Annotated in this window: 25 protein-coding genes; 8 read left to right on the top strand and 17 right to left on the bottom strand. The window is 67.4% G+C overall.

Annotation, left to right across the window (positions count from 1 at the left end):
* Nucleotides 1-62: 62 nt before the first annotated feature.
* Nucleotides 63-431, top strand: a complete 369-nt coding sequence (locus SP5_RS19090) for a hypothetical protein (protein WP_139330357.1) — start codon at nucleotides 63-65, stop codon at nucleotides 429-431.
* Nucleotides 432-513: 82 nt separating this feature from the next.
* Here the strand turns inward: SP5_RS19090 and SP5_RS08105 are convergent, their stop codons facing one another.
* Both SP5_RS08105 and nadB read right to left on the bottom strand, forming a co-directional pair.
* Nucleotides 514-1,503 (bottom strand): serine hydrolase, encoded by a 990-nt coding sequence (locus tag SP5_RS08105; RefSeq protein WP_369386077.1) that lies wholly within the window; start codon nucleotides 1,501-1,503, stop codon nucleotides 514-516.
* A 292-nt stretch (nucleotides 1,504-1,795) separates the two neighbouring features.
* A complete protein-coding gene (nadB, locus tag SP5_RS08100; protein WP_042486728.1) occupies nucleotides 1,796-3,373 on the bottom strand; it encodes an L-aspartate oxidase in 1,578 nt (525 codons plus the stop codon).
* 118 nt (nucleotides 3,374-3,491) lie between these two features.
* Between nadB and SP5_RS08095 the strand changes: the two genes are divergently transcribed.
* The gene (locus SP5_RS08095) at nucleotides 3,492-4,241 is read left to right on the top strand and encodes an energy transducer TonB (protein ID WP_042486726.1); all 750 of its coding nucleotides are present in this window, start codon (nucleotides 3,492-3,494) and stop codon (nucleotides 4,239-4,241) included.
* Between the two features lie 166 nt (nucleotides 4,242-4,407).
* Here the strand turns inward: SP5_RS08095 and pdeM are convergent, their stop codons facing one another.
* The gene (pdeM, locus tag SP5_RS08090; protein ID WP_042486724.1) at nucleotides 4,408-5,070 is read right to left on the bottom strand and encodes a ligase-associated DNA damage response endonuclease PdeM; all 663 of its coding nucleotides are present in this window, start codon (nucleotides 5,068-5,070) and stop codon (nucleotides 4,408-4,410) included.
* 159 nt (nucleotides 5,071-5,229) lie between these two features.
* On the opposite strand from pdeM, the gene SP5_RS08085 reads away from it, so the two are divergent.
* Nucleotides 5,230-7,182 (top strand): potassium transporter Kup, encoded by a 1,953-nt coding sequence (locus SP5_RS08085; protein WP_042486721.1) that lies wholly within the window; start codon nucleotides 5,230-5,232, stop codon nucleotides 7,180-7,182.
* 132 nt (nucleotides 7,183-7,314) lie between these two features.
* Here the strand turns inward: SP5_RS08085 and SP5_RS08080 are convergent, their stop codons facing one another.
* Nucleotides 7,315-7,581 carry a hypothetical protein gene (locus SP5_RS08080; RefSeq protein WP_042486719.1) on the bottom strand — a complete coding sequence of 89 codons (267 nt, stop codon included), beginning with the start codon at nucleotides 7,579-7,581 and terminating at the stop codon, nucleotides 7,315-7,317.
* Between the two features lie 255 nt (nucleotides 7,582-7,836).
* Nucleotides 7,837-9,231, bottom strand: coding sequence for a DEAD/DEAH box helicase (locus tag SP5_RS08075; RefSeq protein WP_042486753.1), 1,395 nt, complete (start codon nucleotides 9,229-9,231; stop codon nucleotides 7,837-7,839).
* Between the two features lie 273 nt (nucleotides 9,232-9,504).
* Between SP5_RS08075 and SP5_RS08070 the strand changes: the two genes are divergently transcribed.
* Nucleotides 9,505-10,506, top strand: coding sequence for a fumarylacetoacetate hydrolase family protein (locus SP5_RS08070; RefSeq protein ID WP_042486716.1), 1,002 nt, complete (start codon nucleotides 9,505-9,507; stop codon nucleotides 10,504-10,506).
* Nucleotides 10,507-10,648: 142 nt separating this feature from the next.
* Here the strand turns inward: SP5_RS08070 and SP5_RS19880 are convergent, their stop codons facing one another.
* Nucleotides 10,649-11,098 carry a 4a-hydroxytetrahydrobiopterin dehydratase gene (locus SP5_RS19880; RefSeq protein ID WP_281177313.1) on the bottom strand — a complete coding sequence of 150 codons (450 nt, stop codon included), beginning with the start codon at nucleotides 11,096-11,098 and terminating at the stop codon, nucleotides 10,649-10,651.
* Between SP5_RS19880 and SP5_RS08060 the strand changes: the two genes are divergently transcribed.
* Genes SP5_RS08060 through SP5_RS08045 form a run of 4 tightly spaced genes read left to right on the top strand, consistent with a single transcriptional unit; the run spans nucleotide 10,997 to nucleotide 13,392 of the window.
* Nucleotides 10,997-11,416, top strand: coding sequence for a metallopeptidase family protein (locus SP5_RS08060; protein ID WP_042486711.1), 420 nt, complete (start codon nucleotides 10,997-10,999; stop codon nucleotides 11,414-11,416). The two genes, SP5_RS19880 and SP5_RS08060, sit on opposite strands and share 102 nt — an antisense overlap.
* Entirely contained in the window at nucleotides 11,413-12,003 is a 591-nt protein-coding gene (ccmA, locus tag SP5_RS08055) for a heme ABC exporter ATP-binding protein CcmA (RefSeq protein ID WP_042486708.1), read from the top strand. The genes SP5_RS08060 and ccmA overlap by 4 nt, the downstream gene beginning before the upstream one ends.
* Entirely contained in the window at nucleotides 12,000-12,650 is a 651-nt protein-coding gene (locus SP5_RS08050; RefSeq protein WP_042486705.1) for a heme exporter protein CcmB, read from the top strand. Before ccmA ends, SP5_RS08050 begins: the two co-directional genes overlap by 4 nt.
* 4 nt (nucleotides 12,651-12,654) lie before the next feature.
* Complete coding sequence (locus SP5_RS08045; RefSeq protein ID WP_042486702.1) at nucleotides 12,655-13,392, top strand: methyltransferase; 738 nt, start codon at nucleotides 12,655-12,657, stop codon at nucleotides 13,390-13,392.
* A gap of 79 nt (nucleotides 13,393-13,471) precedes the next feature.
* Here the strand turns inward: SP5_RS08045 and SP5_RS08040 are convergent, their stop codons facing one another.
* The 11 genes from SP5_RS08040 to SP5_RS07995 all read right to left on the bottom strand — a co-directional run bounded on the left by SP5_RS08040 (nucleotide 13,472) and on the right by SP5_RS07995 (nucleotide 23,919).
* Complete coding sequence (locus tag SP5_RS08040) at nucleotides 13,472-14,341, bottom strand: class I SAM-dependent methyltransferase (RefSeq protein ID WP_042486700.1); 870 nt, start codon at nucleotides 14,339-14,341, stop codon at nucleotides 13,472-13,474.
* Nucleotides 14,342-14,350: 9 nt separating this feature from the next.
* Nucleotides 14,351-15,739, bottom strand: a complete 1,389-nt coding sequence (gene thrC, locus SP5_RS08035; protein WP_042486697.1) for a threonine synthase — start codon at nucleotides 15,737-15,739, stop codon at nucleotides 14,351-14,353.
* Nucleotides 15,740-15,752: 13 nt separating this feature from the next.
* Complete coding sequence (locus SP5_RS08030) at nucleotides 15,753-16,373, bottom strand: SURF1 family cytochrome oxidase biogenesis protein (RefSeq protein ID WP_042486695.1); 621 nt, start codon at nucleotides 16,371-16,373, stop codon at nucleotides 15,753-15,755.
* On the bottom strand, nucleotides 16,370-16,810 hold the full coding sequence (locus SP5_RS08025; RefSeq protein WP_157013637.1) for a DUF983 domain-containing protein: 441 nt from the start codon (nucleotides 16,808-16,810) through the stop codon (nucleotides 16,370-16,372). Before SP5_RS08025 ends, SP5_RS08030 begins: the two co-directional genes overlap by 4 nt.
* The gene (locus SP5_RS08020; RefSeq protein ID WP_042486693.1) at nucleotides 16,770-17,681 is read right to left on the bottom strand and encodes a cytochrome c oxidase subunit 3; all 912 of its coding nucleotides are present in this window, start codon (nucleotides 17,679-17,681) and stop codon (nucleotides 16,770-16,772) included. Before SP5_RS08020 ends, SP5_RS08025 begins: the two co-directional genes overlap by 41 nt.
* 37 nt (nucleotides 17,682-17,718) lie before the next feature.
* Complete coding sequence (locus tag SP5_RS08015; protein ID WP_042486690.1) at nucleotides 17,719-18,258, bottom strand: cytochrome c oxidase assembly protein; 540 nt, start codon at nucleotides 18,256-18,258, stop codon at nucleotides 17,719-17,721.
* Nucleotides 18,258-18,392 (bottom strand): cytochrome c oxidase system small membrane protein, encoded by a 135-nt coding sequence (locus SP5_RS19875; protein WP_257575300.1) that lies wholly within the window; start codon nucleotides 18,390-18,392, stop codon nucleotides 18,258-18,260. Before SP5_RS19875 ends, SP5_RS08015 begins: the two co-directional genes overlap by 1 nt.
* A complete protein-coding gene (locus SP5_RS08010) occupies nucleotides 18,389-19,288 on the bottom strand; it encodes a heme o synthase (protein ID WP_042486688.1) in 900 nt (299 codons plus the stop codon). Before SP5_RS08010 ends, SP5_RS19875 begins: the two co-directional genes overlap by 4 nt.
* 262 nt (nucleotides 19,289-19,550) lie before the next feature.
* Nucleotides 19,551-20,615, bottom strand: a complete 1,065-nt coding sequence (locus SP5_RS08005) for an NAD(P)-dependent alcohol dehydrogenase (protein ID WP_042486685.1) — start codon at nucleotides 20,613-20,615, stop codon at nucleotides 19,551-19,553.
* A 161-nt stretch (nucleotides 20,616-20,776) separates the two neighbouring features.
* On the bottom strand, nucleotides 20,777-22,174 hold the full coding sequence (locus SP5_RS08000) for a DUF1501 domain-containing protein (protein WP_084220613.1): 1,398 nt from the start codon (nucleotides 22,172-22,174) through the stop codon (nucleotides 20,777-20,779).
* A 5-nt stretch (nucleotides 22,175-22,179) separates the two neighbouring features.
* On the bottom strand, nucleotides 22,180-23,919 hold the full coding sequence (locus tag SP5_RS07995; RefSeq protein WP_052811461.1) for a DUF1800 domain-containing protein: 1,740 nt from the start codon (nucleotides 23,917-23,919) through the stop codon (nucleotides 22,180-22,182).
* Nucleotides 23,920-23,925: the final 6 nt, after the last annotated feature.

Here is a 23,925-nt window from a genome sequence, read left to right as displayed (position 1 = left end):
GGGGCTGGCTTCGCGGGGGGAAATGGGCGGGAGACTGGCCTCGTCAGAGCTACCTGTCGGCCATGACTGTCGCTCTTCTCAAAGCTGGCGATCATGACTCGCTGGAGTTTGCCACGACCGACCTCGACACGGTGCGGGCGTGTATTCGTGCATTTTATGGAAAGGTGAGCAGCAAGGCAGCCGGGATGGCAACGGTCGTGACATTCGGCGGCGAAAGTTTCACGTTTCAAGACGAATGGGATGATCCATGCCTGATCTCGCATTCGGTCAAAGGCAACGATCGATTGCGCGCTATCCACGCGCACTTTCACGTCAGCCAAGGTTTTTGCTTCCAAAGGACGATCTGCATTCAAATCGGTAAGTCTTCTTTCCTCCCCTGCAAGGGGAGGGGGACCATGCGAAGCATGGTGGAGGGGTGTAGCCGTTGGTGATTGCGGTCTAACTTTTCAGGCCGTGACACCCCTCCGTCAGGCCTTCGGCCTGCCACCTCCCCTTACAGGGGAGGAAAATGGATCAATTCGCTACCGCCACCGGCCCCCTCGGCGGTCCCGCCGCATCGGCCACCGCCGCCGCGACATTCTGGATCAGCAATTGCCGCTTGCGGATATCCTCGGTCGTGTCGCCGATCATCACCGCGATGGCGAAGCGGCGGCCGTCGGGGGCGGTCAGCAGGCCGACATCGTTGAAGCCCGCATTGCGGCGGCCCAGGTCCTGCCCCGTCCCGGTCTTGTGCGCGATGGTCCACCCCGACGGCACGGCGGCGCGCAGGCGGGCATGGCCGGTGCGCGAGGCTTCCATCGTGTCGATCAGGATGCGGGTCGAGGTTTCCGACAAAAGCTCGCCACGCGCCAGCCGGGCCAGCGCATCGGCGATGGCGATGGGCGCGGCGCCGTCCGGGGGATCATTGACATAGGCATTGAGCGCGGCCGTCCGCGCCGCCGGGTCGAGCCGGTTGCGCGCCGCCTGGAACGCACCTGCCATGGCGAAGGCCGGTTGCCAGGTGAGGCCGGCGGTCTTCGCCTGGAGCAGCCGCTCGCCGGGACCGAAGCGGATATCGCCCAGTCGCTTGGCGGCGATCATCGCACGCACCGCCTGCGGCCCGCCGACATAGGTCAGCAGCCGGTCGTTCGCGGTATTGTCGCTCATCGTCAGCGCGCGGTTCAGCAACTCGCCGACGGTGGTGTGATAGCCGTCACCCTTGACCAGCATCGCGATGGGCTGGTGGAAGAGGGTCAGGTCCTCGCGCCGCACGACGATCGGCTCGTCCAGCCGCGCCCGGCCCCGGTCGCGAAGGTCGAGCAGGGTGATCGCGACCCACAGCTTGGAGACGGATTGCTGCGGCAGGCGCTGGCGCCCGCCGACTTCGACCGTCCAGCCGTCATCGACCGCGCGCACCGCAATCCCCTTCTTGCCCGCAAACCCGGCGGAAAGGCGGTTGATCGTCGACACCAGCCCGGCGGGGGCGGCGGGGGCACGGCTGGGGCGGGGCGGGGGGAGCGGCATCGAAACCGACACCTGGGGATCGGGTGAACTGGGCGCATGGGCGGTCGCACCGGGGCGTGAATCGGCTCCACAGCCTGCCAACCCCAGGAGGAGAAACCCGGCAGGCCATAAACGCAGCCCGCCGTTCGATACTCGCTTCGTCACCGCTGTACCCCGCTACACATGGGTATCCTTACGGGTTGACCCGTTGGGGGAAATCCCCGCGCACGGGGCTTGCGACGAAAGGCGGCAAGCGCGCGACAAGATGCGAAACCTTTAGTTCCTCCCCTTGCAGGGGAGGAATTAGAGAAGGTCAGGGAATCAGGATCGTGTCGACCGCCTCATCCAGCGTCTCGGGATAATCGAGCGTGTAGTGCAGCCCCCGGCTTTCCTTGCGGTGGAGCGCGCAGCGGACGATCAACTCGGCGGTCTGGAGCAGGTTGCGCAGCTCGATCAGGTCGGGCGTGACGCGGAAATGGCCGTAATAGTCGTTCACCTCGTCGGTCAGCATACGGATGCGGTGCTGCGCGCGTTCCAGCCGCTTGGTGGTGCGCACGATGCCGACATAATTCCACATGAAGCGGCGGATTTCGGTCCAGTTCTGCTTGATGACCACCTCTTCGTCCGAATCGGTGACGCGGCTTTCGTCCCAGGGGCGGATGGCGGGCGGCGGGGGGAGGTCGTCCCAGTGCGCCGCGATATGGTTCGCGCACGCCTCGCCATAGACGAAACATTCGAGCAGCGAGTTGGACGCCAGCCGGTTCGCGCCGTGCAGGCCCGACTGGGTGACCTCGCCCGCTGCGTACAGGCCGGGCAGGTCGGTGCGCCCGTCACGGTCCACGATGACGCCGCCACAGGTGTAATGCTGCGCGGGCACCACCGGGATCGGCTGCACCGTCATGTCGATGCCCAGCGACAGCAGCTTTTCGTGGATATTGGGGAAATGCTCGCGAACGAAGGCGGGCGGCTGGTGGCTGATGTCGAGATGGACATAGTCCAGGCCCAGCCGCTTGATCTCATGGTCGATCGCGCGTGCCACGATGTCGCGCGGGGCGAGTTCGGCGCGGGGGTCGAGGTCGGGCATGAAGCGGTGGCCGGTCTCGGGGATCTTCAAATGCCCGCCTTCGCCGCGAACCGCCTCGGTGATCAGGAAATTCTTGACCTGGGTGTTGTAGAGGCAGGTCGGGTGGAACTGCATGAACTCCATGTTGGAGACACGTGCGCCCGCGCGCCACGCCATGGCGATGCCGTCGCCGGTCGCCCCCTTGGGCGCGGTCGAGAATTGATAGGTGCGGCCCGCCCCGCCCGTGGCCAGGATCGTCGCGCGCGCCTTATGCACGACGACTCGGCCGGTCCGCCGGTCGACGGCATAGATGCCCCAGACATGGCCCGCCCCCGAATAGCGCATCTCGTGGCGGCTGGTCGCCAGGTCGATCGCAACCTGATCGGGGACCATGGTGATGTTGGGATGCGCGTCCGCCGCCTTCAGCAACGCATCGAGCACCGCCCAGCCGGTGGCGTCCGCCACATGCACGATGCGGCGATGCGAATGCCCGCCCTCGCGCGTCAGGTGCAGCATATTGCCCTCGGTCGCGAAGGGGACGCCCAGCTTCTGCAACCGCTCGATCGCGGCGGGGGCATTCTCGACGACGAACTCGACGGTGGCGCGGTCGTTCAGCCCGGCGCCCGCGACCATCGTATCCTCGATATGGCTGTCGAACGTGTCGCCGGGTTCCAGCACGGCGGCGATGCCCCCCTGCGCCCAGGCGGTCGAGCCTTCGTTCAGCTTGCCCTTGGCCAGCACCGTGACCTTGAAACGGTCGGCCAGGTTCAGCGCGGCGGTCAGCCCGGCCGCGCCCGATCCGACGATCAGGATATCGGATTCGGTCATGCGCGGGCTCCTTCTGGCGCGGATCGGGGTTGCATGGCAGTCCTGTGGCACGGACGGCGGGCGGGGGACAGAGGATAAGCGGCTTGCGGGCAGCGGAGGGCCTTCCCACCTTTTATCCATGACGCTGGCCCGGCCCGATTGGCGCGACCGTCTGCGCGCAGCCATTCCCACGGCGCTGATCGTGGGGGGCATGGGCTATGCACTGGTCGTCGGGCTGGGCTTTGCCCCGACCCTGCCGATCCCGGCCGAGGCGCTGGACAGTTTCGACGTGCGCCCGCCCGCACCGCCCCCGCCGCCCCGCATCCAGCCCAAGCGGGTCCGGAACCACCGCCCCCGCGGGGCCGCCGCCCCGCCCAATCTGCGTTCGCAGGCGACCGAGGTCGTCGCACCGCCGCCGGTGGTCGTGCTGCCGCCCGTCTCGCCGGTGATCGCCGCGCCGGTCGCGGGTACGGGCGCGCAGGCCAGCCAAGGCGCGTCGGACAAGCCCGGCCCCGGCACGGGCGCGGGTGGAATCGGCAACGGCACGGGCAGCGGCGGGTCGGGCGACGGCGACGGTTATGGCGACGACACCCCGCCGCGCCGGATCAAGGGCCGCATCAAGGACTCCGACTATCCCCGCGAAGCCGCCGAGGCGGGGGTGAGCGGCAGCGTGACGGTGCGCTATTTCGTCAATGTCGACGGCCGGGTCAGCGGCTGCGTCGTGACGCGCAGCAGCGGCAATCGGGCACTGGACGAAACGACATGCAGCCTGATCGAGAAACGCTATCGCTACGACCCGTCACGCGATGCGGACGGGCGTCCGGTACGCTCGATCATCATCGTCAGCCAGGACTGGGTCCTGGAGCGCGAGCCGCCGGAGGGGCGTTAGGGCCGATTTTTTGTTCACGCGAAGACGCGGAGGCGCGAAGAGGAGCAACCTGCCGCGCCAGCGGCCCTACGACCTCAAGCGGTTGATGAGATTCTGGCTTCGCCAAGCAGACATCCACCTCCGCGTCTTCGCGTCTCCGCGCGAACAATTCTTCTTCGTCGGTCGATCACGCCGCGACGGGAAAGCGCAGCATCCGGTCGCGCACCGGCACCAGTGCTTCGGCGGGGCGGCCGACGGCCTGGCGCAGGGCGGGGTGGTCGACGTCCAGCCCGCCGGTCAGCGCGCCGAAGGCGGGCAGGATCAGCTTGTTCGCCGTGCCCACGAAACAGCGCCGGGCGACCAGCTTGCCACGCACCCGCAGCCGCAGCTTGGGGTGGAAATGCCCCGACAGTTCGGGCCGCGTCTCGGCCGGATCGGCTTCGTGGCGCAGGATCAGGCCGTCGACCAGCGCCTCTTCCGTCACCGCACCGCCGCAGCGGTCGCGCAGCACCGGATCGTGATTGCCGGTGATCCAGGTCCAGGCGGTCGCGCCGGTCAGCGCCAGCAGCATCGCCCGCGCGTCCGGCAACAGCCGGTCACAGCCCTCCGCGTCATGGAAGCTGTCGCCCAGGCACCAGACCTCGCGCGCCCCCGTCCGCGTGACGATCGCGGTCAGTTCGGTCAGCGTGGCCAGTGAATCATAGGGCGGCAGCATCTGTCCGCCGCCCGCATACCAGCTCGCCTTTTCCAGATGCAGGTCCGCGACCAGCAACGCCCCCCGCGCGGGCCAGTAGAGCGCGCCATCGGCCAGCGCCTGGAATGCATGACCGCCGAACGAAAAGGGAACCATTTCACGCCCATGCGCTTGACGCCTCGTAATATCAAGCGTTTGCAAACGGTCGCCGAAAGCCCTTGCGTCAGACGCGCATAAGCGTAAAGCGCGCCGTCCTTTTTGGTACAGGGGGTTCCGGCGGGCATGACGGGGACGGCAACCGACATGAGGGGCGAGATGACGGGGCATTCGGCTCCATCGACCGAAACGGCTGACGCAGGCGTGCAACGCCATCCCGCGCTGGTGGCACTGACCATCGGCGCGATCGGCGTCGTGTTCGGCGATATCGGCACCAGCCCGCTCTACGCCTTTCGCGAGGCGCTGTCGCAATCGGCGGGGGACGGTATCGACCCCGGCGAAATCCTGGGCGTGCTCAGCCTCGCGCTCTGGTCGCTGATCCTCGTCGTCACGATCAAATATGTCGTCTTCCTGATGCGTGCCGACAATCAGGGTGAAGGGGGCGTGCTGGCGCTCGCCGCGCTGGCCCGGCGGGCGGCGGGCGCGCGTTCGCGCATCGCGCTGGTGCTGGGCGCGGCGGGGGCGTCGCTCTTCTATGGCGATGCGATCATCACCCCCGCCTTGTCGGTGCTGTCGGCGATGGAGGGGCTGCGGACCATCCCGTCGGCGGCGTCGTTCTTCGACGAAAGCGTCATCCGCATGTGTACGATCGTGATCCTGGTCGGGCTGTTCTTCATCCAGTCGCGCGGCACGGCGCAGGTGTCGAAGCTGTTCGGGCCGATCTGTATCCTGTGGTTCCTCGTCATCGGGGGCCTGGGCATCTGGCATATCGCCGACGAACCCTCGATCGCGCGGGTCGTGTGGCCGGGTTATGGCGTCGGCTTTCTCGCCAGCCATGGCGTGGTCGGGCTGTTCGTGCTGGGCGCAGTGTTCCTGACCGTCACCGGCGCAGAAGCGCTGACCGCCGATATGGGGCATTTCGGGCGGCTGCCGATCCGCATCGGCTGGTTCTCGCTGGTCCTGCCCGCGCTCGCGCTCAACTATCTGGGGCAGGGAGCCTTTGCCCTTTCCGCGCTCGAACAGGCGGCGGCGAGCGGCAAGCCCTTCACCAACCAGGACTGGTTCTTCCTGATGGCGCCCGAGCCGCTTCGCCCGGCACTGATCGTGCTGGCGGGGCTGGCGACGGTCATCGCGGCGCAGGCGGTCATCACTGGCGCGTTTTCGTTGACGCAACAGGCGATCCAGCTCGGCTTCCTGCCGCGGCTGCGCGTGCGGCAGACCTCGGCCGATTTCCAGGGGCAGATTTATCTGCCCGCGATCAACTGGCTGCTGCTGTTCGGCGTGCTGGTGTTGGTCATCCAGTTCAAGACGTCCTCGGCGATGGCGGCGGCCTATGGCATCGCGGTGACGGGCACGATGGTGGTGACGACGTGCCTGGCCTATCTGGTCGTGCGCCATCGCTGGGGCTGGTCGCGGGCATTGGCGGCGGCGGCGATCCTGCCGTTCCTGTCGCTCGACCTCGTCTTCTTCGGGGCCAATGTCCTGCGCGTGATCGAAGGCGGCTGGGTGCCGCTGCTGGTCGGGGCGGGTGTCGGTCTCGTCATCTATACCTGGGTGCGCGGGCGCGGGATCGTGTCGGCCTTTGAGAAGCGGCAGGCGATCCCGCTCGCCGATCTGGCTGCCGCGCTGGCCAAGCGTCCCCCCGAGCGGGTGCCGGGCACGGCGGTGTTCCTGACCGCCAACCCCGCCTCGGCACCGGGCGCGCTGCTCCACAATCTGAAGCACAACAAGGTGCTGCATGCGCAGAACCTGGTGATGACGATCCGCACCGCGGACCGTCCCTATGTGTCCGCCGAGCGCCGTGCGCATGTCGAGCGGCTGGACGACAATTTCGCGACCGTCACGCTGACCTATGGCTTCATGGAGAGCCCGGACGTGCCGCGCGACCTGCCGCGCGATCTGGGCGTCGAGAACAGGACGACAGGGCTGGACCCGATGAAGACCAGCTTCTTCATCGGCCGCAACACGCTGAAGCCCGAGGCGGAAAAGGGCATGCCGCTGTGGCAGGACCGGCTGTTCATGTTCCTGCAGCGCAATGCCAGCGACCCGACCGAGTTCCTGCGCATTCCGCCGGGCAAGGTTCTGGAGCTGGGCGAGCAGGTGACGGTGTAATTCATCCGCCCCGGTACGGGGAGGGGGACCGCCGCGAAGCGGTGGTGGAGGGGGATTGCGGCACGGGCTGACCTGTGTGGAAGCCCCCCTCCGTCAGGCTTCGCCTGCCACCTCCCCGGCGCGGGGAGGATCTTACAGCGTGACCTTGGGCGGCTTGGCGGCCTCGACCGCGACCAGCACCATCTTTTCCCAGATCGCCGGATCGCCCGCATCGGCCATCGCCTGGTCGGGTTCGCGCAGCGTCCGCAGCACGGCCAGCGCATCGGCCATATGGTCGCGCCACTGCGCGTCGACCAGCTTGGAGGCGGATTCGGAGTCGCCCTTGGCATTGGCGCTCAGCCGCTGACCGCACAGCACGCGCGCGATGCGTTCGGCGGCGGGGGTGTGGGCAATATCCATGGCAACCTCTCCTGATGCGCGTGTCGTTACACGTTCAACGCGGGAGAGGGGGGAATGGTGCCAGCATCTGCGGCTGGGCACGCCCCTCCCGTAAACGGGAGGGGATGGGGGAGGGTATGCCACAAGCGATGGTCTCGGTGAGACCCCTTGCCCTCCCCAAACCCAGTTTCAGGTAAACGATGCCCCGCATCGTTTAGGTCATGCCGGGGGCATGACCGACCTGAAACTCGCCTGCGGGAGGGGCTTAAGAAGAAATCAGCCCTGCGCGCCGCGACCGGCACCGCCGCCGCCGCCGGGGCGACCCTGGCCGCCACGACCGCGACCGCCGCCGCCACCGCCGGGCGCACCACCGCCGCCGCTACGACGACGCGGCTGGCGACCCTGAGGCGCGCGCGAGTCGGTCGCGCGCGGATGATGGGTGGCGCGGGGACGCGCCGGGTCGCGCGGGCGGTCGACACGCGGCGCGGGATCGGCACCGATCGCCTTCACCCGCTGCGACTTGATCGTCTCGGCGCGCTTCACGAAGTCGGCCGGAAGCGGCACGACGGTGATCTTCTGCCGCGTCAGCTTCTCGATATCCTTCAGATAGGGCCGCTCATCCTCGGCGCAGAAGGCGATGGCCATGCCCGAGCGACCGGCGCGCGCGGTGCGGCCGATGCGGTGGACGTACTGCTCGGCGACATTGGGCAGCTCGAAGTTGAAGACGTGGCTGACGCCCGGAATGTCGATACCGCGCGCGGCGATGTCGGTCGCCACCAGCACGCGGGTCTGGCCCGAGCGGAACTCACCCAGCGCCCGCTCGCGCTGGCCCTGGCTCTTGTTGCCATGGATCGCGTTGGCGGCGATGCCGTTGCCCGCCAGCAGCTTCACGACGCGGTCGGCGCCATGCTTGGTGCGGGTGAAGACCAGCGCCAGCTCGATCGCGGGATCGGCGAGCAGGATGGTCAGCAGTGCCTGCTTCTCCTGCTGCGTCACGAACGTCACCGACTGGTCGACGCGCTCGGCGGTGGTCGACACCGGGGTCACGGTGACGGTCGCGGGGTTGTCGAGGAACTTGTCGGCCAGGTCGCGGATCGCGGCGGGCATGGTGGCCGAGAAGAACAGCGTCTGGCGCTTGCGCGGGATCATCTTCACGATGCGGCGCAGGGCATGGATGAAGCCCAGGTCGAGCATCTGGTCGGCTTCGTCCAGCACCAGGATCTCGATCATCGACAGGTTCAGGAAGCCCTGCTCGACCAGGTCGATCAGGCGGCCGGGCGTGGCGACCAGGATGTCGACGCCGCGCGACAGGTCCTGCCGGTTCTTGTTCAGGCTGGTCCCGCCGAAGACGGTCGCGACCGCCAGCTTGGAAAACTTGGCATAGCCCTTCGCATTCTCGGCGATCTGGCTGGCCAGTTCGCGCGTGGGGGCCAGGACGAGCATCCGGCAATGGGTCGGCAGGACGCGCTTGTTCGCCTCGACCAGGCGCTGGATCGAGGGGAGGACGAAGGCGGCCGTCTTGCCGGTGCCGGTCTGCGCGATGCCGAGCAGGTCGCGGCCTTCCAGCAGCGTCGGGATCGAATCGCGCTGGATCGGCGTGGGTTCGGAATAGCCCTTGGCTTCGAGCGCACGGACGAGCGGCTCGGCAAGGCCGAGTTCGGAAAAGGACATGGAATTACTTTCGATCATGGCGCGCGAGTCACGACAGGCCGCAAGCGCGGGCCGGGGTTGATGACACCCCGCGTGACAAGGGAAGCCTGAAGACAGGGTCGGGGCGGAGCCGGGACCAGATGGTCCGTTCACGCTGCGAGTGGACGCCTCGACGGGGGGCATGTGCGCCGCGCCTTGCCAAAAGTCAAGTTTCGGGCAGGATCACCGCTAGAATGCGTGACAAGCGCGGGCGGATGGTTACATCCGATACCAGTTAGCGAAGAGGAGTCCTGCATGAAACTCGCCAGTTTGAAGAACGGTCGCGACGGCAAGCTGGTCGTCGTGTCGAGCGACCTCGCCTGGTATACGGATGCGGGGCATATCGTGCCGACGCTGCAGGCCGCGCTCGACGATTGGGACGCGGTCGTGCCCGCGCTCGCCAATCTGGCGACCGATCTGGACCATGAGGCGATCCCGCGGGCGCGTTTCCACGAGCATGACGCCGCCTCGCCCTTGCCGCGTGCCTATCAATGGGCGGATGGCTCGGCTTACGTGAATCACGTCGCGCTTGTCCGGCAGGCGCGCGGGGCGGAGCTGCCCGAGAGTTTCTGGCACGATCCGCTGATGTATCAGGGCGGCTCGGACGGGTTCCTGGGGCCGCGTGATGCGATTCCGCTGGCCGATGAAAGCTGGGGCTGCGACCTGGAGGGCGAGGTGGTCGTCGTCACCGGCGATGTGCCGATGGGCGCGAGTCGCGAGCAGGCGCTGGCGGCGATCCGGCTGGTCGGGCTGACCAACGACGTGTCGCTGCGCGGGCTGATCCCCGGCGAACTCGCCAAGGGGTTCGGCTTTTTCCAGTCCAAGCCCGCTTCGGCCTTCTCCCCCGTCTTCGTGACGCCGGAGTCGCTGGGCGACTGGTGGCAGGACGGCAAGCTGCACCGCGTGTTGAAGGTCGATCTGAACGGCCAGCCCTTCGGTCGGGCGGACGCAGGGCAGGACATGACCTTCGACTTCGGCACGCTGGTCGCCCATGCCGCCAAGACCCGCGCGCTGGGGGCGGGGACGATCATCGGGTCGGGCACCGTGTCCAACCGTGATTCGGACGGCGGGCCGGGCAAGCCGGTCGCCGAGGGCGGCGTCGGCTATAGCTGCCTGGCCGAGCTGCGCATGATCGAGACGATCCGTGGCGGCGAGCCGGTCACGCCGTTCCTGAAGAAGGGCGATACCGTCCGCATCTGGATGGAGGACGACCGCCACCATCCGATCTTCGGCGCGATCGAACAGACGGTGGAATAAACCCCATTCCTCCCCAAGCTCGCTTGGGGAGGGGGACCATTGCGCAAGCGATGGTGGAGGGGTGGGACGGATAGGGCCATGCCCCTCCACCACGCCCTATGGGCGCGGTCCCCCTCCCCATCAGAGATGGGGAGGATTGGGCTTACCCCACCAGCGCGTCGATCGCTTCGGCCATGTCGATGTCGCGCGCCGACAGGCCGCCCGCGTCATGGGTGGTCAGCACGATGTCGACCCGGTTCCAGACGTTCGACCATTCGGGATGATGGTCCGCCTTTTCCGCCAGCAGGGCAACGCGGGTCATGAAGCCGAACGCCTCGTTGAAGTCGGCGAAGACGAAACGGCGGCTGATCGCGTCGCGCGATTCGTCCCAGTCCCATTCGGTCAGGCCGTCCAGCGCCTCGTCCCGGTCCAGCTCGCTCAGCCGTTCCACCATGATCGTCCCCTTGGCTTCTCTTGTTCTTTTGACCGGCACAGCGGTAAGACGGCGGCCATGAGCGGGCAAGACGCGATTGGTGGAGCACCCGGTCCCGAGGTGATCGAGGCGATCGCGCGGGATGCGATCGCGCGCCTGCCCGCCGAATTCGCCACGCATCTGGGCGATGTCGTCCTGATCGTCGAGGAATTCGCCGATGACGAAACGCTGGCGGCGCTGGGGATCGACCATCCGCTCGACCTGACGGGTCTTTATCACGGGCGGCCGGTGGGCGAGAAAAGCTCGATGGATTCCGGCAGCCTGCCCGACCGTATCCATCTGTATCGCCGCGCGATCCTGGACGAATGGGTCGAGACGGGCGTGCGCCTCGACGATCTGGTCGTGCATGTGACGATCCATGAGATCGGCCATCATTTCGGCCTGTCCGACGCGGATATGCACGCGCTGGAAGATGCCGTGGACGACGCCCGCGCGTGATCCTTCACCTGTCCCAGGTCGCCTGCGCACGCGGCGGGCGGCTGCTCTTCACGCATTTGTCGCTGGTCCTGGCGGAGGGCGAGGCGACGGTCGTTACCGGCCCCAACGGCATCGGCAAGTCGAGCCTTTTGCGCCTGGCCGCCGGGCTGATCGCGCCGTTCGAGGGGCGCGTCGCGCGGACCGGGCGCATGGCGCTGATGACCGAGGACCTCGCGCTCGATACGGAGCGGCGGCTGGGTGAGGCACTGTCCTTCTGGGCACGGCTCGACGGGCTGGCGGCGGCGGATCGGCGGGTCGCCGTGGCGCTCGATATGGTCGGGCTGGGGAAACTCGCCGATGTGCCGGTGCGCTTGCTCTCGACCGGGCAGCGACGGCGGGCGGGACTGGCACGGGTGCTGGCGGCGCAGGCCCCGCTCTGGCTGCTCGACGAGCCGGGCAATGGACTGGACGTCCAGGGCATTGCGATGCTGGAACGGGCTATTGCGACTCACCGGCAGGCGGGCGGCGCGGTGCTGCTGACCACGCATCAGCCGCTGGCGTTGACCGACGCGCGGACACTCGCGCTGGCCGGTCACGTCCCGGCATGATCGCCGTCCTGCCCCTTGTCGCGACCCTGATCGCGCGCGACGTGCGGCGCGGCTATGCCGGGGGCGGGGCGGGGCTGGTCTGCGGCTTCTTCCTGCTGGCGGTGGTGCTGTTCCCCTTTGCGATAGGGCCTGACCGGGCGATGCTGATGCGGGTCGGTGCGGGCGCGATCTGGGTGGCGGCGCTGCTGGCTGCATTGTTGCCGGTCGAGCGACTGATCGCGCCCGATGTCGAATCGGGATGGTTCGACCAGATTCGCGTCCACGGCCTGTCGCTGCCGCTGGTAATGGCGTTGCGCATCGTCGCGCACTGGCTGGCCTTTGCGCCGCCGCTGATGCTGGCGGCGCTGGTCGCGGCCGGGCTGTTCGGGCTGGAGGCGGCGGCGCTGATGCGGGTCGAGGCGGGATTGCTGCTCGGCACGCCCGGGCTGGCGGCGCTGGCGGTGGCGACGGGCGCGCTGACGGCGGGACTGCGCGGAGCGGGCGGACTGGCCGGGTTGCTCCTGCTGCCGCTGGCGCTGCCGCTGCTGATCTTCGGGGCGGGCAGCGGGGACATGGGCGCGCTGAAGCTGCTGGCGGCGGTGTCGCTGATGCTGGTCGCGGGTGCGCCGGGACTCGCGGCGGCGGCGATCCGGTCGGTACGCGATTGAGGCCATGGGCGAGGTGATGCGGATCGCGCGGGCCTTTGACGCGGCCTCGGCCTATGACGCCCATGCCGTGGTGCAGCGGCAGGTCGCCGACTGGCTGGCCGAGCGGATCGTCGCGGTCGCCCCGCCCGCCCCGCGCGTGCTGGAAGTGGGGTGCGGGACCGGCTTTCTAACGGCGACGACCTTGTCGCGACTGGTGAGTCCCGACTGGCTCATGACCGACATCGCGCCCGCCATGCTGGCGCGGGGCCTTGCCAAGCATCCGGGCGTGCGCGGGCGGGTGATGGATGGCGAATATCCCGATCTGCCGGACGAAGCGCCATTCGACCTGATCGTCAGCAGCCTGGCCGTGCAGTGGTTCGGCGATCTGGAGGCGGGTTTGTGGCGGCTGGCGGATCTGCTCGCGCCGGGCGGCCGGATGCTGGTGACGACGCTGGTCGCGGGAACGTTTGCGGCGTGGCATGAGGCGCATCGGGCGGAAGGGTTTGCGGCGGGGAGTCCGGTCTATCCCCCGGTCGAGGCGCTGGGCTGGCCGGTCGAGACGCGGACGTTCGAGCAGCGGCACGACTCGGCGGCGGATTTCATGCGCGCGCTGCGGGCGATCGGGGCGGGGACGCCGCGCGAAGGCCATCGCCCCATCCCGCCGGGGGCGATGCGGCGGATCGCCCGGCGGTTCGAGGCGGACGGGGCGGTGGCGACCTATGAGGTCGGGTTGATCGAGATCCTCACCCCCCGTTCAGCCTGAGCGAAGTCGAAGGCCACGCCAGATCATTGCGGCGGGGCATGTGCTTCGACTTCGCTCAGGCTGAACGGAGGTTTTTTGTTTACCGGCTCCACCGCGCCCAGATGGCCGTCGGCAGGGTCAGCCCGCGCGCTTCCTCGCGTACGCCGAGTTCGCCGCACTCCACCTTGCCGGGCAGGTCGGCCATCACCTGGCGCATCATCTCGCCGATCGCTATCGCCGACATGCGCACGGCGTACACGGTCAGGAACAGGAAGCGCGAATCACCGTCCAGCAATTGGCGGCAATTGGCGATCAGGCCGGGCAGGTCTTCCTCCAGCCGCCAGACTTCGCCCTCCGGCCCGCGTCCGTACTTTGGCGGGTCGAGCAGGATGCCGTCATAGCGCCGCCCGCGCCGCACCTCGCGCGCGACGAACTTGGCGGCGTCGTCGATGATCCAGCGCACCGGCGCATCGCCCAGGCCCGACAGCATCGCGTTGCTGCGTGCCGCCTCGACCGATTTCTTGGACGCGTCGACATGGACCATCTTCGCGCCCGCCGACGCCATCGCCAGCGTGCCGACGCCGGTATAGCCGAACAGGTTCATGCACTCGGGCTCGGCCAGGCCGTCGACCTGTTCGCGCATCCAGCTCCAGACGGGGGCCATGTCGGGGAAGAAGCCCAGATGGCGGAACGGCGTGTTCTGCGCGGTGAAGCGCACCTCGTTCCACTTCAGCGGCCAGCCGTCGCGCGGCACCGGCTCGTTGAAGTTCCAGCGGCCGCCGCCATCCTCGTCCGAGCCGGGGACGAACTCGGCCGCCGCGCGCCAGTCCTCGGTGGCGGGCGCCCACATGGCCTGCGGTTCGGGGCGGATGAAGCGGAACCGGCCATAGCGTTCAAGCTTGCGGCCATGGCCGGAGTCGACCAGCCCGTAATCCGCCCAGGGCTCGCCGATCATCGTTTCGAGTTTCATGGGAACGCGTTAGCGCAAACCATGCCCGTCGATAAAGGCCGTCACCGCATCGAAGGTGGCGGGTAGCGTGGTATAGCGTTCCTCGCGCTCGAACAGGTCGCCGACACGGCGGGGCAGCGCGGGGCGGCTGCCGGTCGCACGCTCGACCGCATCGGTGAACTTGGCCGGGTGCGCGGTGGCCAATGTCACCACCGGCACGTCCAGCCCGCTCTTGCGTGCGGCGGACAGGGCGATGCCGGTATGCGGGTCGAGGATCTGCCCGGCCTCGTCCGCGGCCCAGCGCATCGCACGGCTCATGTCGTCGGCGTCCACGCGCGCGCTGGTGAAAAGCGGGGCGATCGCCTGGCTCTGTGCATTGGTCAGCCGCATCGCGCCCGAGCCCTCGAACCCCTTCATCTGCGCCGCCAGCGCCGCGCCGTCGCGGCCATTGGCGTCGAAAAGCAGCCGCTCGAAATTCGAGCTGACCTGAATGTCCATCGAGGGGGTGGCGGTCGCCTGGACCTGTCCCTTGGAGTAATCGCCCGACGACAGCGCGCGGTGGAGGATGTCATTGACGTTGGTCGCGACGATCAGCCGCTCGACCGGCAGGCCCATGCGCGCCGCGACATAGCCAGCGAACACGTCGCCGAAATTGCCCGTCGGCACCGAGAAGGCGATGCGCTTGCCCGGTGCGCCCAGCCGCACGGCGGCGTAGAAATAATAGACGACCTGCGCCATCAACCGCGCCCAGTTGATCGAGTTGACCGCCGACAGCGTATGGCGATCGGCAAAGGCGCGATCGTTGAACATCGCCTTCACCAAGGCTTGCGCGTCGTCGAAATTACCCTCGATCGCGATGTTGTGGACGTTGGGGGCGAGCACCGTTGTCATCTGGCGGCGCTGGATCTCGGTCACGCGGCCCGCCGGGTGGAGCATGAAGATGTCGATATTGGCGCGCCCCGCCACCGCGTCGATCGCCGCCGATCCGGTATCGCCGCTGGTCGCGCCGACGATGGTCAGGCGGGTGTCGGTGCCGCGCAAAAACCGCTCGAACAACAGGCCCAGCATCTGGAGCGCGACGTCCTTGAAGGCCAGTGTGGGGCCGTGGAACAGCTCGAGCAGCCACTGGTCATGGTCGAGCTGGACCAGCGGCGTGACGGCGGCGTGCGAGAAGCGGCCATAGGCGGTGTCGCACAGGTCTTGGAGTTCTTGGCGAGTCAGGCTGTCGCCGACGAACGGCGCCATGATCTTCGCGGCGGTCTGCGCATAGGACAGGCCTGCCAGTCCCTCGATCTCCTCCGGGGTCAGGGTCGGCCAGGTCTCGGGCACGTAAAGCCCGCCATCGCTGGCGAGACCGGCCAGGGTCGCGCCCCGGAAATCGAGGACGGGGGCGGAGCCGCGGGTACTGAGATAGCGCATGATGCGCTGCGGCTTAACGGGGTGTGTTGCTGACCACAACCATTCGATTGCGCCGGATGACCGCCAAAGCATAGATAATTGCGGCGATGGCGGCGAACAGGAACCATTGCACTGCGTATGCCAGGTGGTTGTTGGGTATTCCGCTGATACCGGGGCGGGGGTTCGCGTCGAGGCCGGGGATAGGGGAATCGGTGACCAGCAACATGTCCTGCGGTCGATGGTCGAAGGCCGACTGGAGCAGCGAGCGGCTGTCGGGCGCATGCGATACATAGCCGGTCACCCGACCGCCCGGCCAATCGCTCACCGCGCGGGGATCATGCGTCGTGCCGAGCTGGACCTGCATCGACCCTTGCGGCACCGAACAGGTGGCGATCAGGCGGAATCCCGCCGCCCCGGCACCCGCGCGACGGATGGCGACGGGCGGGTGGCAATCGGCAACCGTGCGGCGAAAGAGCAGGCTGTCATCCGGGAACAGTGGAAAGGCGATGACGGGGCGCGCCGGATTGGCGGCGAGCTGCGCCAGATAGGCTTCCTTTTTGGGCAGTCGGTCGAGCAGCTGCCACAGGCCCAGCGCGATCATCGCCGCAACCGCCAGACCGACGATCAGCGTGGGGACGATGGGCAGGCGCTTCATGCGTCCGGGTCTTCGTCGGGGCGGACGACGGCGCCCTCACGCGCCTCGTTGCGATACTCGGCCGCCATCAGCGCGCCCTTGGCGATGCGCAAGCTATAGACCACGCCGATCGCGGTCAGCGGCAGCCAGATCGCCATTTGCAGCCAGAGCGGCGGATGCAGCGTCAGCTCGACGGTGATCGCCGCGATGGTGATGATGGTGCCCAGGATCAGGGTCAGGAAGGCGGCCGGGCCGTCCCCGACATTGAATCGGGTAAAGTCCAGCCCGCACGCGGCGCAGCGGTCGGCAAAGGTCACGACCTGCGTCGAGAAGAGCGGCCCGGCAAACAAATGGGGCTGGCCGCAACGCGGACACAGCCCCTGAAACGCAGCCTGCGCGATGGTAGGCGGGGTAAACTCAGCCACTATGAACCGGCGCGCCCCAGCCACCCCAGACATAGACGGTGACGAACAGGAACAGCCACACCACGTCGACGAAATGCCAGTACCAGGCCGCCGCCTCGAACCCGAAATGCTGGCGGGGCGTGAAGTCGCCGCGATAGGCGCGGATCAGGCAGACGATCAGGAAGATGGTGCCGACGATGACGTGGAAACCGTGAAAGCCGGTCGCCATGAAGAAGGCAGCGCCATAGTTGATGCCCTTGAAGGGAAAGGGCGCGTGCATGTATTCATAGGCCTGGATCGCGCTGAAGATCAGGCCCAGGATCACGGTCAGCCACAGCCCCTTCAGCACGCCGTCGCGGTCGCCGACGCCCAGCGCACCCCATAGCCCCTTCTTCTCGCCGCCGCGCTGGTTGTGGATCAGCGCATGGTGTGCCCAGGTGACGGTGGTGCCGCTGGTCAGCAGGATCAGCGTGTTGAGCAAAGGCAGCTTGAAGGCGTCGATGACCTCCAGCCCCTTGGGCGGCCAGGTCGCGGCGACGGCGGCGGCACCCTCGGCCGCGCGCTCGACCTGCCCGTCGACGATGCTCATCGCGGTCGGGAACAGCGAGAAGTCGAAAAAGGCCCAGAACCAGCCGACGAAGAACATCACTTCGGATGCGATGAACAGGATCATGCCATAGCGGAAATGCAGCTGCACGACCGGGGTATGGTCGCCATGATGCGCCTCGCGCACCACGTCCGCCCACCAGCTGCCCATGCAGAACAGCACCGCCGCCAGGCCCGCCAGGAACGCCCAGCCGCCGCCCTGCACGCTGTGCATCCACATGATCGCGCCCGAGGCCATCAGCAGCGCCGACATCGAACTGGCCAGCGGCCAGGGGCTCGGCGGCAGGATATGATAGTCGTGGTTCTTCGCGCCAGCCATGATCCCGTCCCTATGTTTTTGCTATTTTGGGGGCAGGCTAACCCGCTTTCTTCGCCGAATCCACCGGGTAAAATGTGTAGGACAGGGTGATGGTCTCGATGTCGCGCGCGTCGGGGTCGTTCAGGATCTTCGGGTCGATGAAGAAGATCACCGGCATCCGCGCCGTCTCGCCGGGTTTGAGCGTCTGCTGGGTGAAGCAGAAACACTGGATCTTGGTGAAGTAGCGGCCCGCCTGATCGGGGGTGACGTTGAAGGTCGCGGTGCCGGTGACGGGGACTTTCGCGTTGTTGGTCGCGGTGAAGAACACCATGTCGCGCGCGCCAATATCGACGGTTTCGTGCGGATTTTCGGGCTTGAAGGTCCAGGCGAGGCGCGAGGAGACGTTGGCGTCGAAATTGACCGTGATCTGGCGATGGACGCTGCCGGGGGCCTGGTTGCCGCGCTGGGTCGTGCCCTGATAACCCGTCACCTGGCAGAACATGCGGTAGAGCGGCACGCTGGCAAAGGCGAGGCCGGTCATGAACACCACGCCGAAGACGGCGAACACCGCCGTCCGGGTCTGCCGCGTCAGGCGCATCAGTGCATGCCCGACCGGATCTTCGACAGGGTGATGAAGAAGATCAGCACCACCAGAAAGCCGAGCAGCAGCGCCATCGCGGTGGCGCGGGCACGCTGCTTGGCGCGAATCCGATTCGAATCGTCAGGCGTCATGCCCAACGATCCACCACCAGCGCGCCAAAGAGAAGGAAAAGATAGAGAATCGAATATTTGAACAATCGCTTTTCGGGCTTCATCATGTCTTCGGGCTGGGTATGTCGAAACGCGACGATGGCGGCATAGGCGGCGAACAGCGCGGTGCCTGCGGTCGCGATCACACCGTAGATCGACCCCGTCAGCCCCAGCGGCCAGGGCGCGACGGCGGCGATGGCCATCGGGATGGTGTACAGCCCGATCTGCGCGCGCGTCACCCGCTCGCCTGCGACCACAGGCAGCATCGGCACGCCCGCATTGGCGTAATCGGTCTTCACGAACAGCGCGAGCGCCCAGAAATGCGGCGGCGTCCACAGGAAGACGAGGCTGAACAGCAGGAAGGGCAGCAGCGCGACCTCACCCGTCGCGGCGGCCCAGCCGATCAACGGCGGAAACGCGCCCGCCGCGCCGCCGATGACGATATTCTGTGGCGTCCGGCGCTTCAGCCAGACGGTGTAGACCAGCACGTAGAACAGGATCGAGACCGTCAGAATGCCCGCGGCGACATAATTGACCGCCAGCCCCATCAGCAGGACCGAGAAACAGGCCAGCCCGACGCCGAAATGCAATGCCGACTCGCGCGTCATGCGCCCGGCGGGCAGCGGCCGCTTGGCGGTGCGCTTCATCAGCGCGTCGAGGTCGGCCTCATACCATTGGTTCAGCGCCCCCGCCGCGCCCGCGCCCAGCGCGATGCACAGGATCGCGGTGAAGCCGATCACCGGATCGATGCCGACCGGAGCCGCCAGCATCCCGCACAGCCCGGTGAACACCACCAGCGTCATCACCCGCGGCTTGGTGAGCGCCAGAAAGTCGCGCCAGTCGGCGGGAACGAAGACGGAGGAGGGAATGCTGGACATGAAGGTCCTGCATATAGGCGGTGTGGGAAGGGGGGGCAATCGAAGCGGTTGTCTTGGAAGGATACTGCCGCTCGCCCAAGGCGCTGCCCCTCCCGCAAGCGGGAGGGGAGAAGAAGGGGGGACTCGCCTACCCAAAGCGCACCCCCTCCCGCAGGCGGGAGGGGGCCGGGGGGAGGGCGGGATGTCTCACCGAGACCGACGCCCGTGGCTTTCCCTCCCCCATCCCCTCCCGCCTGCGGGAGGGGCGTGAGACTCATGAAGGTCAGTCCTGCTTCAACGTCGTCATATCGATGACGAAGCGATACTTCACATCGCTCTTCTGCATCCGGTCATAGGCGGTGTTGACCTCGTCCATCGCGATCATCTCGATATCGGCGGTCAGGCCGTGCTGGTGACAGAAGTCCAGCATCTCCTGCGTCTCGGCGATGCCGCCGATCAGCGAGCCCGCCAGCGAACGGCGGCGGAAGACGAGCGCACCGACCGAGGGCGAGGGGTGCGGCGAATCAGGGACGCCCACCAGCGTCATCGTGCCGTCGCGCTTGAGCAGCATCAGGAACGCGTCGAGATTGTGCGGCGCGGCGACCGTGTTCAGGATGAAGTCGAAGCTGTTGGCATGTTCCGCCATCTGCGCCTCGTCCTTCGACACGATCAGGCCCTTGGCGCCCAGTCGCTTGGCATCCTCGGCCTTGTTGGGCGAGGTCGAGAAGACGTAAACTTCGGCGCCCATCGCGGCGGCGATCTTGACGCCCATATGGCCAAGCCCGCCCAGGCCGACGATGCCGACCTTCTGGCCCGGCCCGACCTTCCAGTGGCGCAACGGCGAATAGGTGGTGATGCCCGCGCAGAGCAGCGGCGCGACGGCGGCCAGATCGCCCTCGTCATGATTGATCTTCAGGACGAAGCCTTCCTTGACCACGATATGGTCGGAATAGCCGCCGAAGGTATGGCCGCCCAGCACGGGGTCGGGACCGTTATAGGTGCCGACGAAACCGGTCGTCTCGCAATATTGCTCCTCGCCGTCATGGCAGGACGGGCAGTGGCCGCAGCTGTCGACCATGCAGCCGACGCCGACCAGGTCGCCGACCCGGTACTTCGTGACGTCGCCGCCGACAGCGGTCACGCGGCCGACGATCTCATGCCCCGGCACGCACGGATATTGGGTGCCTGCCCATTCGCCGCGCGCGGTGTGCAGGTCGGAATGGCAGACGCCGCAATAGAGGATGTCGATCGCGACATCGTCACCCTGCGGATCGCGACGCTCGAACGAGAAGGGGGCGAGCGGCGTTTCGGCCGACTGGGCGGCATAGCCCTTGGCGGGAGTGGGCATGGAAGCTCCTTCGGGAAATTTATGACGCGACCAACTGGTCGCGGCGCCCATATGGGTCCCGGCGGCAGCCATTCCAGCCAAACTGACGCGTAAGTTTTCCGATTGGAGATGATCGGCGAATTACCTGAAATCAACATGTTATATTGTCACGCGACTTGGATTCAGCCCATGAACCCCTGGTTCCAGGTCGAGGGATCATAGTTGCCGATATTGGGCAGCACGGTACGCAGGCCGCCGGAGTCGATCCCGAACCAGCTGGCGAGCGTCGCGGCATATTGGTCGACCGACATGGTGGGAATCAGGCGCCCCTGGCCGACATCGTCATTGGTGTTGGTGCCGACGATCGGGGCCTTGCCATAGAAACGCTGCCCGCGCACCGCGCCGCCGAGGATGAAGTGCATCCCGCCCCAGCCATGATCCGACCCGTCATCGTTCGACTGGAGCGTGCGGCCGAAGTCCGATGCGGTGAAGCTGGTCACCTGATTGGCGACGCCCAGCGCACGGGTGGTGTCGTAAAAGGCCTTCATCGCCGCCGACACCTTGGACAACAGGCCGGGATGCTGCGCGACCAGATTATCGTGCAGGTCGAACCCGCCCATCGACACGAAGAAGACCTGGCGCTTCAGCCCCAGCGTCTGGCTGACTGCAATCATCCGCGCGACCATCTTCAGCTGGTCGGCCAGGTTGTTGTTCGAGGGGAAGAGCGGGAAATTGGTCGCCGGAGCGCCCGCCAGTGCGCTGCTGAGCTGCGCCTGCACGTCGAAGGCGCGCTTGGAGATTCGGGCATGTTCGCTCGCCATCGCAAAGCTTGATTCGGTGGTCATCAGGCTGCGCAGCGTGTCGAGCGCCGAGGACGAGCCGTAAAGCGTGCGGCTGTTGTTGAGCAGCGCGACCGGGCCGCCGGTGCCCACCGCATATTGAATCGCGGTCCGCCCGGTCAGATAGACCGCATTGCCGCTGGTGTTGATGCAGGTCAGCGCGGCCGCGCCGTTGCCATTCTGGAACACGTCGCCGATCCGTCCGCCCCAGCCGCTGGTCGCGCCTTCGGGGCTGGACGCCTGGAAGAAGCTCTGCTGGTCGTTGTGGCTGAACAGCTTGGGTGGCAGCCGGACGGTGCGGTTGTTATACTGCGTCTTGGTCGTCGGCTCGACCAGCGTGCCGACGTTCAGCGCCACCGCCATCCTGCCCGCCGCGAACAGCTGGCCCATTCCGGGCATGGCGGGTGACAGCGCATAGCTGCGCCCACCGGCCAGCGCGACGGCGGGGTTCAGGACGCTGGCGGCCAGCGCATCGCGCTGATAGCCGATATTGGGGCGCGCCGCGCGATAGGCGGCAAAGCTCGTCTCGTCATAGGGGACCAGCGTGTTGGCATAGTCGTTGCCGCCGTACAGGAACACGCAGACCAGCGCCTTGTAATCCGACGCGGTGGCCGCCGCCGCCTCGCCGATCGCGGCCAGGCTGGAGACGAAGGGGGTGGCGGTTCCGGCCAGGCCGAGCAGCGCGCTGCGCTTCAGGAAGGCGCGCCTAGACTGATCATGGGGCGATTGATCGTGCATCATGCTCGTCACCGCGGGTTCAGATATTCGGGGGAGGCCATGGCCAGCAGGATGGCGATGCCGATCCGGTTGATCGGGCCGTTCGCGGCGGTTGCCGCCACGCTGTCGACCGCGCCGCGGATCGTCGTCACGGTCGAGGTCGACAATTGCCCAGCGGCGAGGACCAGATTGACCTCGTCGACCAGCGCCTTGCTGTCCGCCGCCAATGTCTGGATCGCGGTGTAATCGGCCTTCACATCGCCGATGCCGTTGGCGATCAAGCCGTACATGAAGTTCACATAGCCGACGACGCTCTGTTCGTTGGTGATCTGGAACTCGGGCGCGACCAGGCCGCCGCTCGCCAGGCTGGTGCCGGGCGGGGTGTAGCCGGGGCGGTAGAAGTTGAAGACCGACGGGCTGCGGCCCTTGCTCTGCCCCAACCGGCTGGTCGCGTTGGAGGTGTCGCCGATCGCCCAGGCGTTGGAGGGGGAACTCGCCCCGAAAGCGCGCGCCCAGCCGGTCAGTCGCAGCACCGGCTCGCGCAGCTTGCCCGCATTGGCGGCGCTGGGCAGGGTCCGTGCTTCGCTGTCGAGCAGGATGGCGCGGATCACCGCCTTCATGTCGCCGCGCACGCCCTGGCCATTGTCGGCGAAGGCGCTGGCGACGCGGTTGATATAGGCGGGCGAAGGGTTGCTGGTCACGAGCCGCTGGATCAGCTGGCGCGAGACGAAGGGCGGCAGATTGGGGTGGGCGAAGATCGTGTCGAGCGCGCTCTTGACCGCCGCCATGCCGCCGCCGCTGACCGTCGTGCCCAGGAAGCTCGCCGGGCCGGTCTCGTTGATCCCGGCATTCATCACCAGCGGCATCCGGTAGCGCGCGGGCGTGCTGCTGTCGCTGGTCGCCGGAGCCAGGCCGGTGAAGACACGGGCCAGCCCCGACACATCGGCCTGATTATAGGTTTCGATCGGCTGGCCGCCATTGGTCTTGACCGAGCCGTCCATGTTGAGCTGGTAGAGGCCCAGCGTGAACAGCTGCATCAACTCGCGCGCGTAATTCTCGTCGGGCTGCGCGCCGGTCGCCGGATTGCCCTTTCGATTGTTGAGGAAGGTCAGGAAGCTGGCCATCGCGAAATTGGTCGTGATTGCGCCCAGCAGGTCGCGGTAATTGCCGAATGCGTTGTCGAGCAGCACGTCGACATAGGCCGCCATGCTGAACGCGCGCCAGGCATCGGTCACGCCGTCGACGCCCACCACCACTATGTCGAGCAGCGCCATGCCGATCCTTTGGCGCAGCTGATCCGGCTCGACGATCATCTGCCGCCAGAGCGTCGGGTCCAGCCCGGCCAGCGAATTGCGGTTGGCGGCGGCGTCATAGCCGCCCGCGATCATCCAGTCCCAATGGCTGGTCGCGCGGGGCAGGGCGAACTGGTCGGTCAGCCAGCCGTCATAGCCGCGCGAGACGACCGTATCGATCATGGTCCGGGTCGCGCCCATCGTCGACTGGGCGAGGAAGCGGCTGGCCTCGGTCGTGGTGGGCGAGGCGCTGACCACGACGACGGGCGTGGTCGAACCGGCGGGGCTCGCCGAGCCGCCGGAAACGCTGCTGCTGGAGCCGCCCCCGCCGCCACAGGCCGCCAGTGCCAGCAGGGGCAGCATCGCGCCGCCGGTCGTCACTGGCGAACGGCCCGCGTCCGCGTCGATGCCGGGCGCATCCGCACCCTCGCGCGCGGCCGCCGTCACCGGCTCAGCACCTGTATCCCGCCCCATCATTGGATA

This window comes from Sphingomonas parapaucimobilis NBRC 15100, from assembly GCF_000787715.1.
Taxonomy (GTDB): domain Bacteria; phylum Pseudomonadota; class Alphaproteobacteria; order Sphingomonadales; family Sphingomonadaceae; genus Sphingomonas; species Sphingomonas parapaucimobilis.
Note: the sequence above shows the minus strand (reverse complement) of the source record. Positions and strands in the feature narration are given on the sequence as shown.

Excerpts from the sequence above, each read along its gene's own strand:
- SP5_RS19090 (WP_139330357.1), top strand. The coding sequence starts at position 63 with ATGACTGTCGCTCTTCTCAAAGCTGGCGATCATGACTCGCTGGAGTTT.
- SP5_RS08105 (WP_369386077.1), bottom strand. The coding sequence starts at position 1,503 with ATGCCGCTCCCCCCGCCCCGCCCCAGCCGTGCCCCCGCCGCCCCCGCC.
- nadB (WP_042486728.1), bottom strand. The coding sequence starts at position 3,373 with ATGACCGAATCCGATATCCTGATCGTCGGATCGGGCGCGGCCGGGCTG.
- SP5_RS08095 (WP_042486726.1), top strand. The coding sequence starts at position 3,492 with ATGACGCTGGCCCGGCCCGATTGGCGCGACCGTCTGCGCGCAGCCATT.
- pdeM (WP_042486724.1), bottom strand. The coding sequence starts at position 5,070 with ATGGTTCCCTTTTCGTTCGGCGGTCATGCATTCCAGGCGCTGGCCGAT.
- SP5_RS08085 (WP_042486721.1), top strand. The coding sequence starts at position 5,230 with ATGACGGGGCATTCGGCTCCATCGACCGAAACGGCTGACGCAGGCGTG.
- SP5_RS08080 (WP_042486719.1), bottom strand. The coding sequence starts at position 7,581 with ATGGATATTGCCCACACCCCCGCCGCCGAACGCATCGCGCGCGTGCTG.
- SP5_RS08075 (WP_042486753.1), bottom strand. The coding sequence starts at position 9,231 with ATGTCCTTTTCCGAACTCGGCCTTGCCGAGCCGCTCGTCCGTGCGCTC.
- SP5_RS08070 (WP_042486716.1), top strand. The coding sequence starts at position 9,505 with ATGAAACTCGCCAGTTTGAAGAACGGTCGCGACGGCAAGCTGGTCGTC.
- SP5_RS08060 (WP_042486711.1), top strand. The coding sequence starts at position 10,997 with ATGAGCGGGCAAGACGCGATTGGTGGAGCACCCGGTCCCGAGGTGATC.
- SP5_RS19880 (WP_281177313.1), bottom strand. The coding sequence starts at position 11,098 with ATGCGTGGCGAATTCGGCGGGCAGGCGCGCGATCGCATCCCGCGCGAT.
- SP5_RS08050 (WP_042486705.1), top strand. The coding sequence starts at position 12,000 with ATGATCGCCGTCCTGCCCCTTGTCGCGACCCTGATCGCGCGCGACGTG.
- SP5_RS08045 (WP_042486702.1), top strand. The coding sequence starts at position 12,655 with ATGGGCGAGGTGATGCGGATCGCGCGGGCCTTTGACGCGGCCTCGGCC.
- SP5_RS08040 (WP_042486700.1), bottom strand. The coding sequence starts at position 14,341 with ATGAAACTCGAAACGATGATCGGCGAGCCCTGGGCGGATTACGGGCTG.
- thrC (WP_042486697.1), bottom strand. The coding sequence starts at position 15,739 with ATGCGCTATCTCAGTACCCGCGGCTCCGCCCCCGTCCTCGATTTCCGG.
- SP5_RS08030 (WP_042486695.1), bottom strand. The coding sequence starts at position 16,373 with ATGAAGCGCCTGCCCATCGTCCCCACGCTGATCGTCGGTCTGGCGGTT.
- SP5_RS08025 (WP_157013637.1), bottom strand. The coding sequence starts at position 16,810 with ATGTCTGGGGTGGCTGGGGCGCGCCGGTTCATAGTGGCTGAGTTTACC.
- SP5_RS08020 (WP_042486693.1), bottom strand. The coding sequence starts at position 17,681 with ATGGCTGGCGCGAAGAACCACGACTATCATATCCTGCCGCCGAGCCCC.
- SP5_RS08015 (WP_042486690.1), bottom strand. The coding sequence starts at position 18,258 with ATGCGCCTGACGCGGCAGACCCGGACGGCGGTGTTCGCCGTCTTCGGC.
- SP5_RS19875 (WP_257575300.1), bottom strand. The coding sequence starts at position 18,392 with ATGACGCCTGACGATTCGAATCGGATTCGCGCCAAGCAGCGTGCCCGC.
- SP5_RS08010 (WP_042486688.1), bottom strand. The coding sequence starts at position 19,288 with ATGTCCAGCATTCCCTCCTCCGTCTTCGTTCCCGCCGACTGGCGCGAC.
- SP5_RS08005 (WP_042486685.1), bottom strand. The coding sequence starts at position 20,615 with ATGCCCACTCCCGCCAAGGGCTATGCCGCCCAGTCGGCCGAAACGCCG.
- SP5_RS08000 (WP_084220613.1), bottom strand. The coding sequence starts at position 22,174 with ATGATGCACGATCAATCGCCCCATGATCAGTCTAGGCGCGCCTTCCTG.
- SP5_RS07995 (WP_052811461.1), bottom strand. The coding sequence starts at position 23,919 with ATGATGGGGCGGGATACAGGTGCTGAGCCGGTGACGGCGGCCGCGCGC.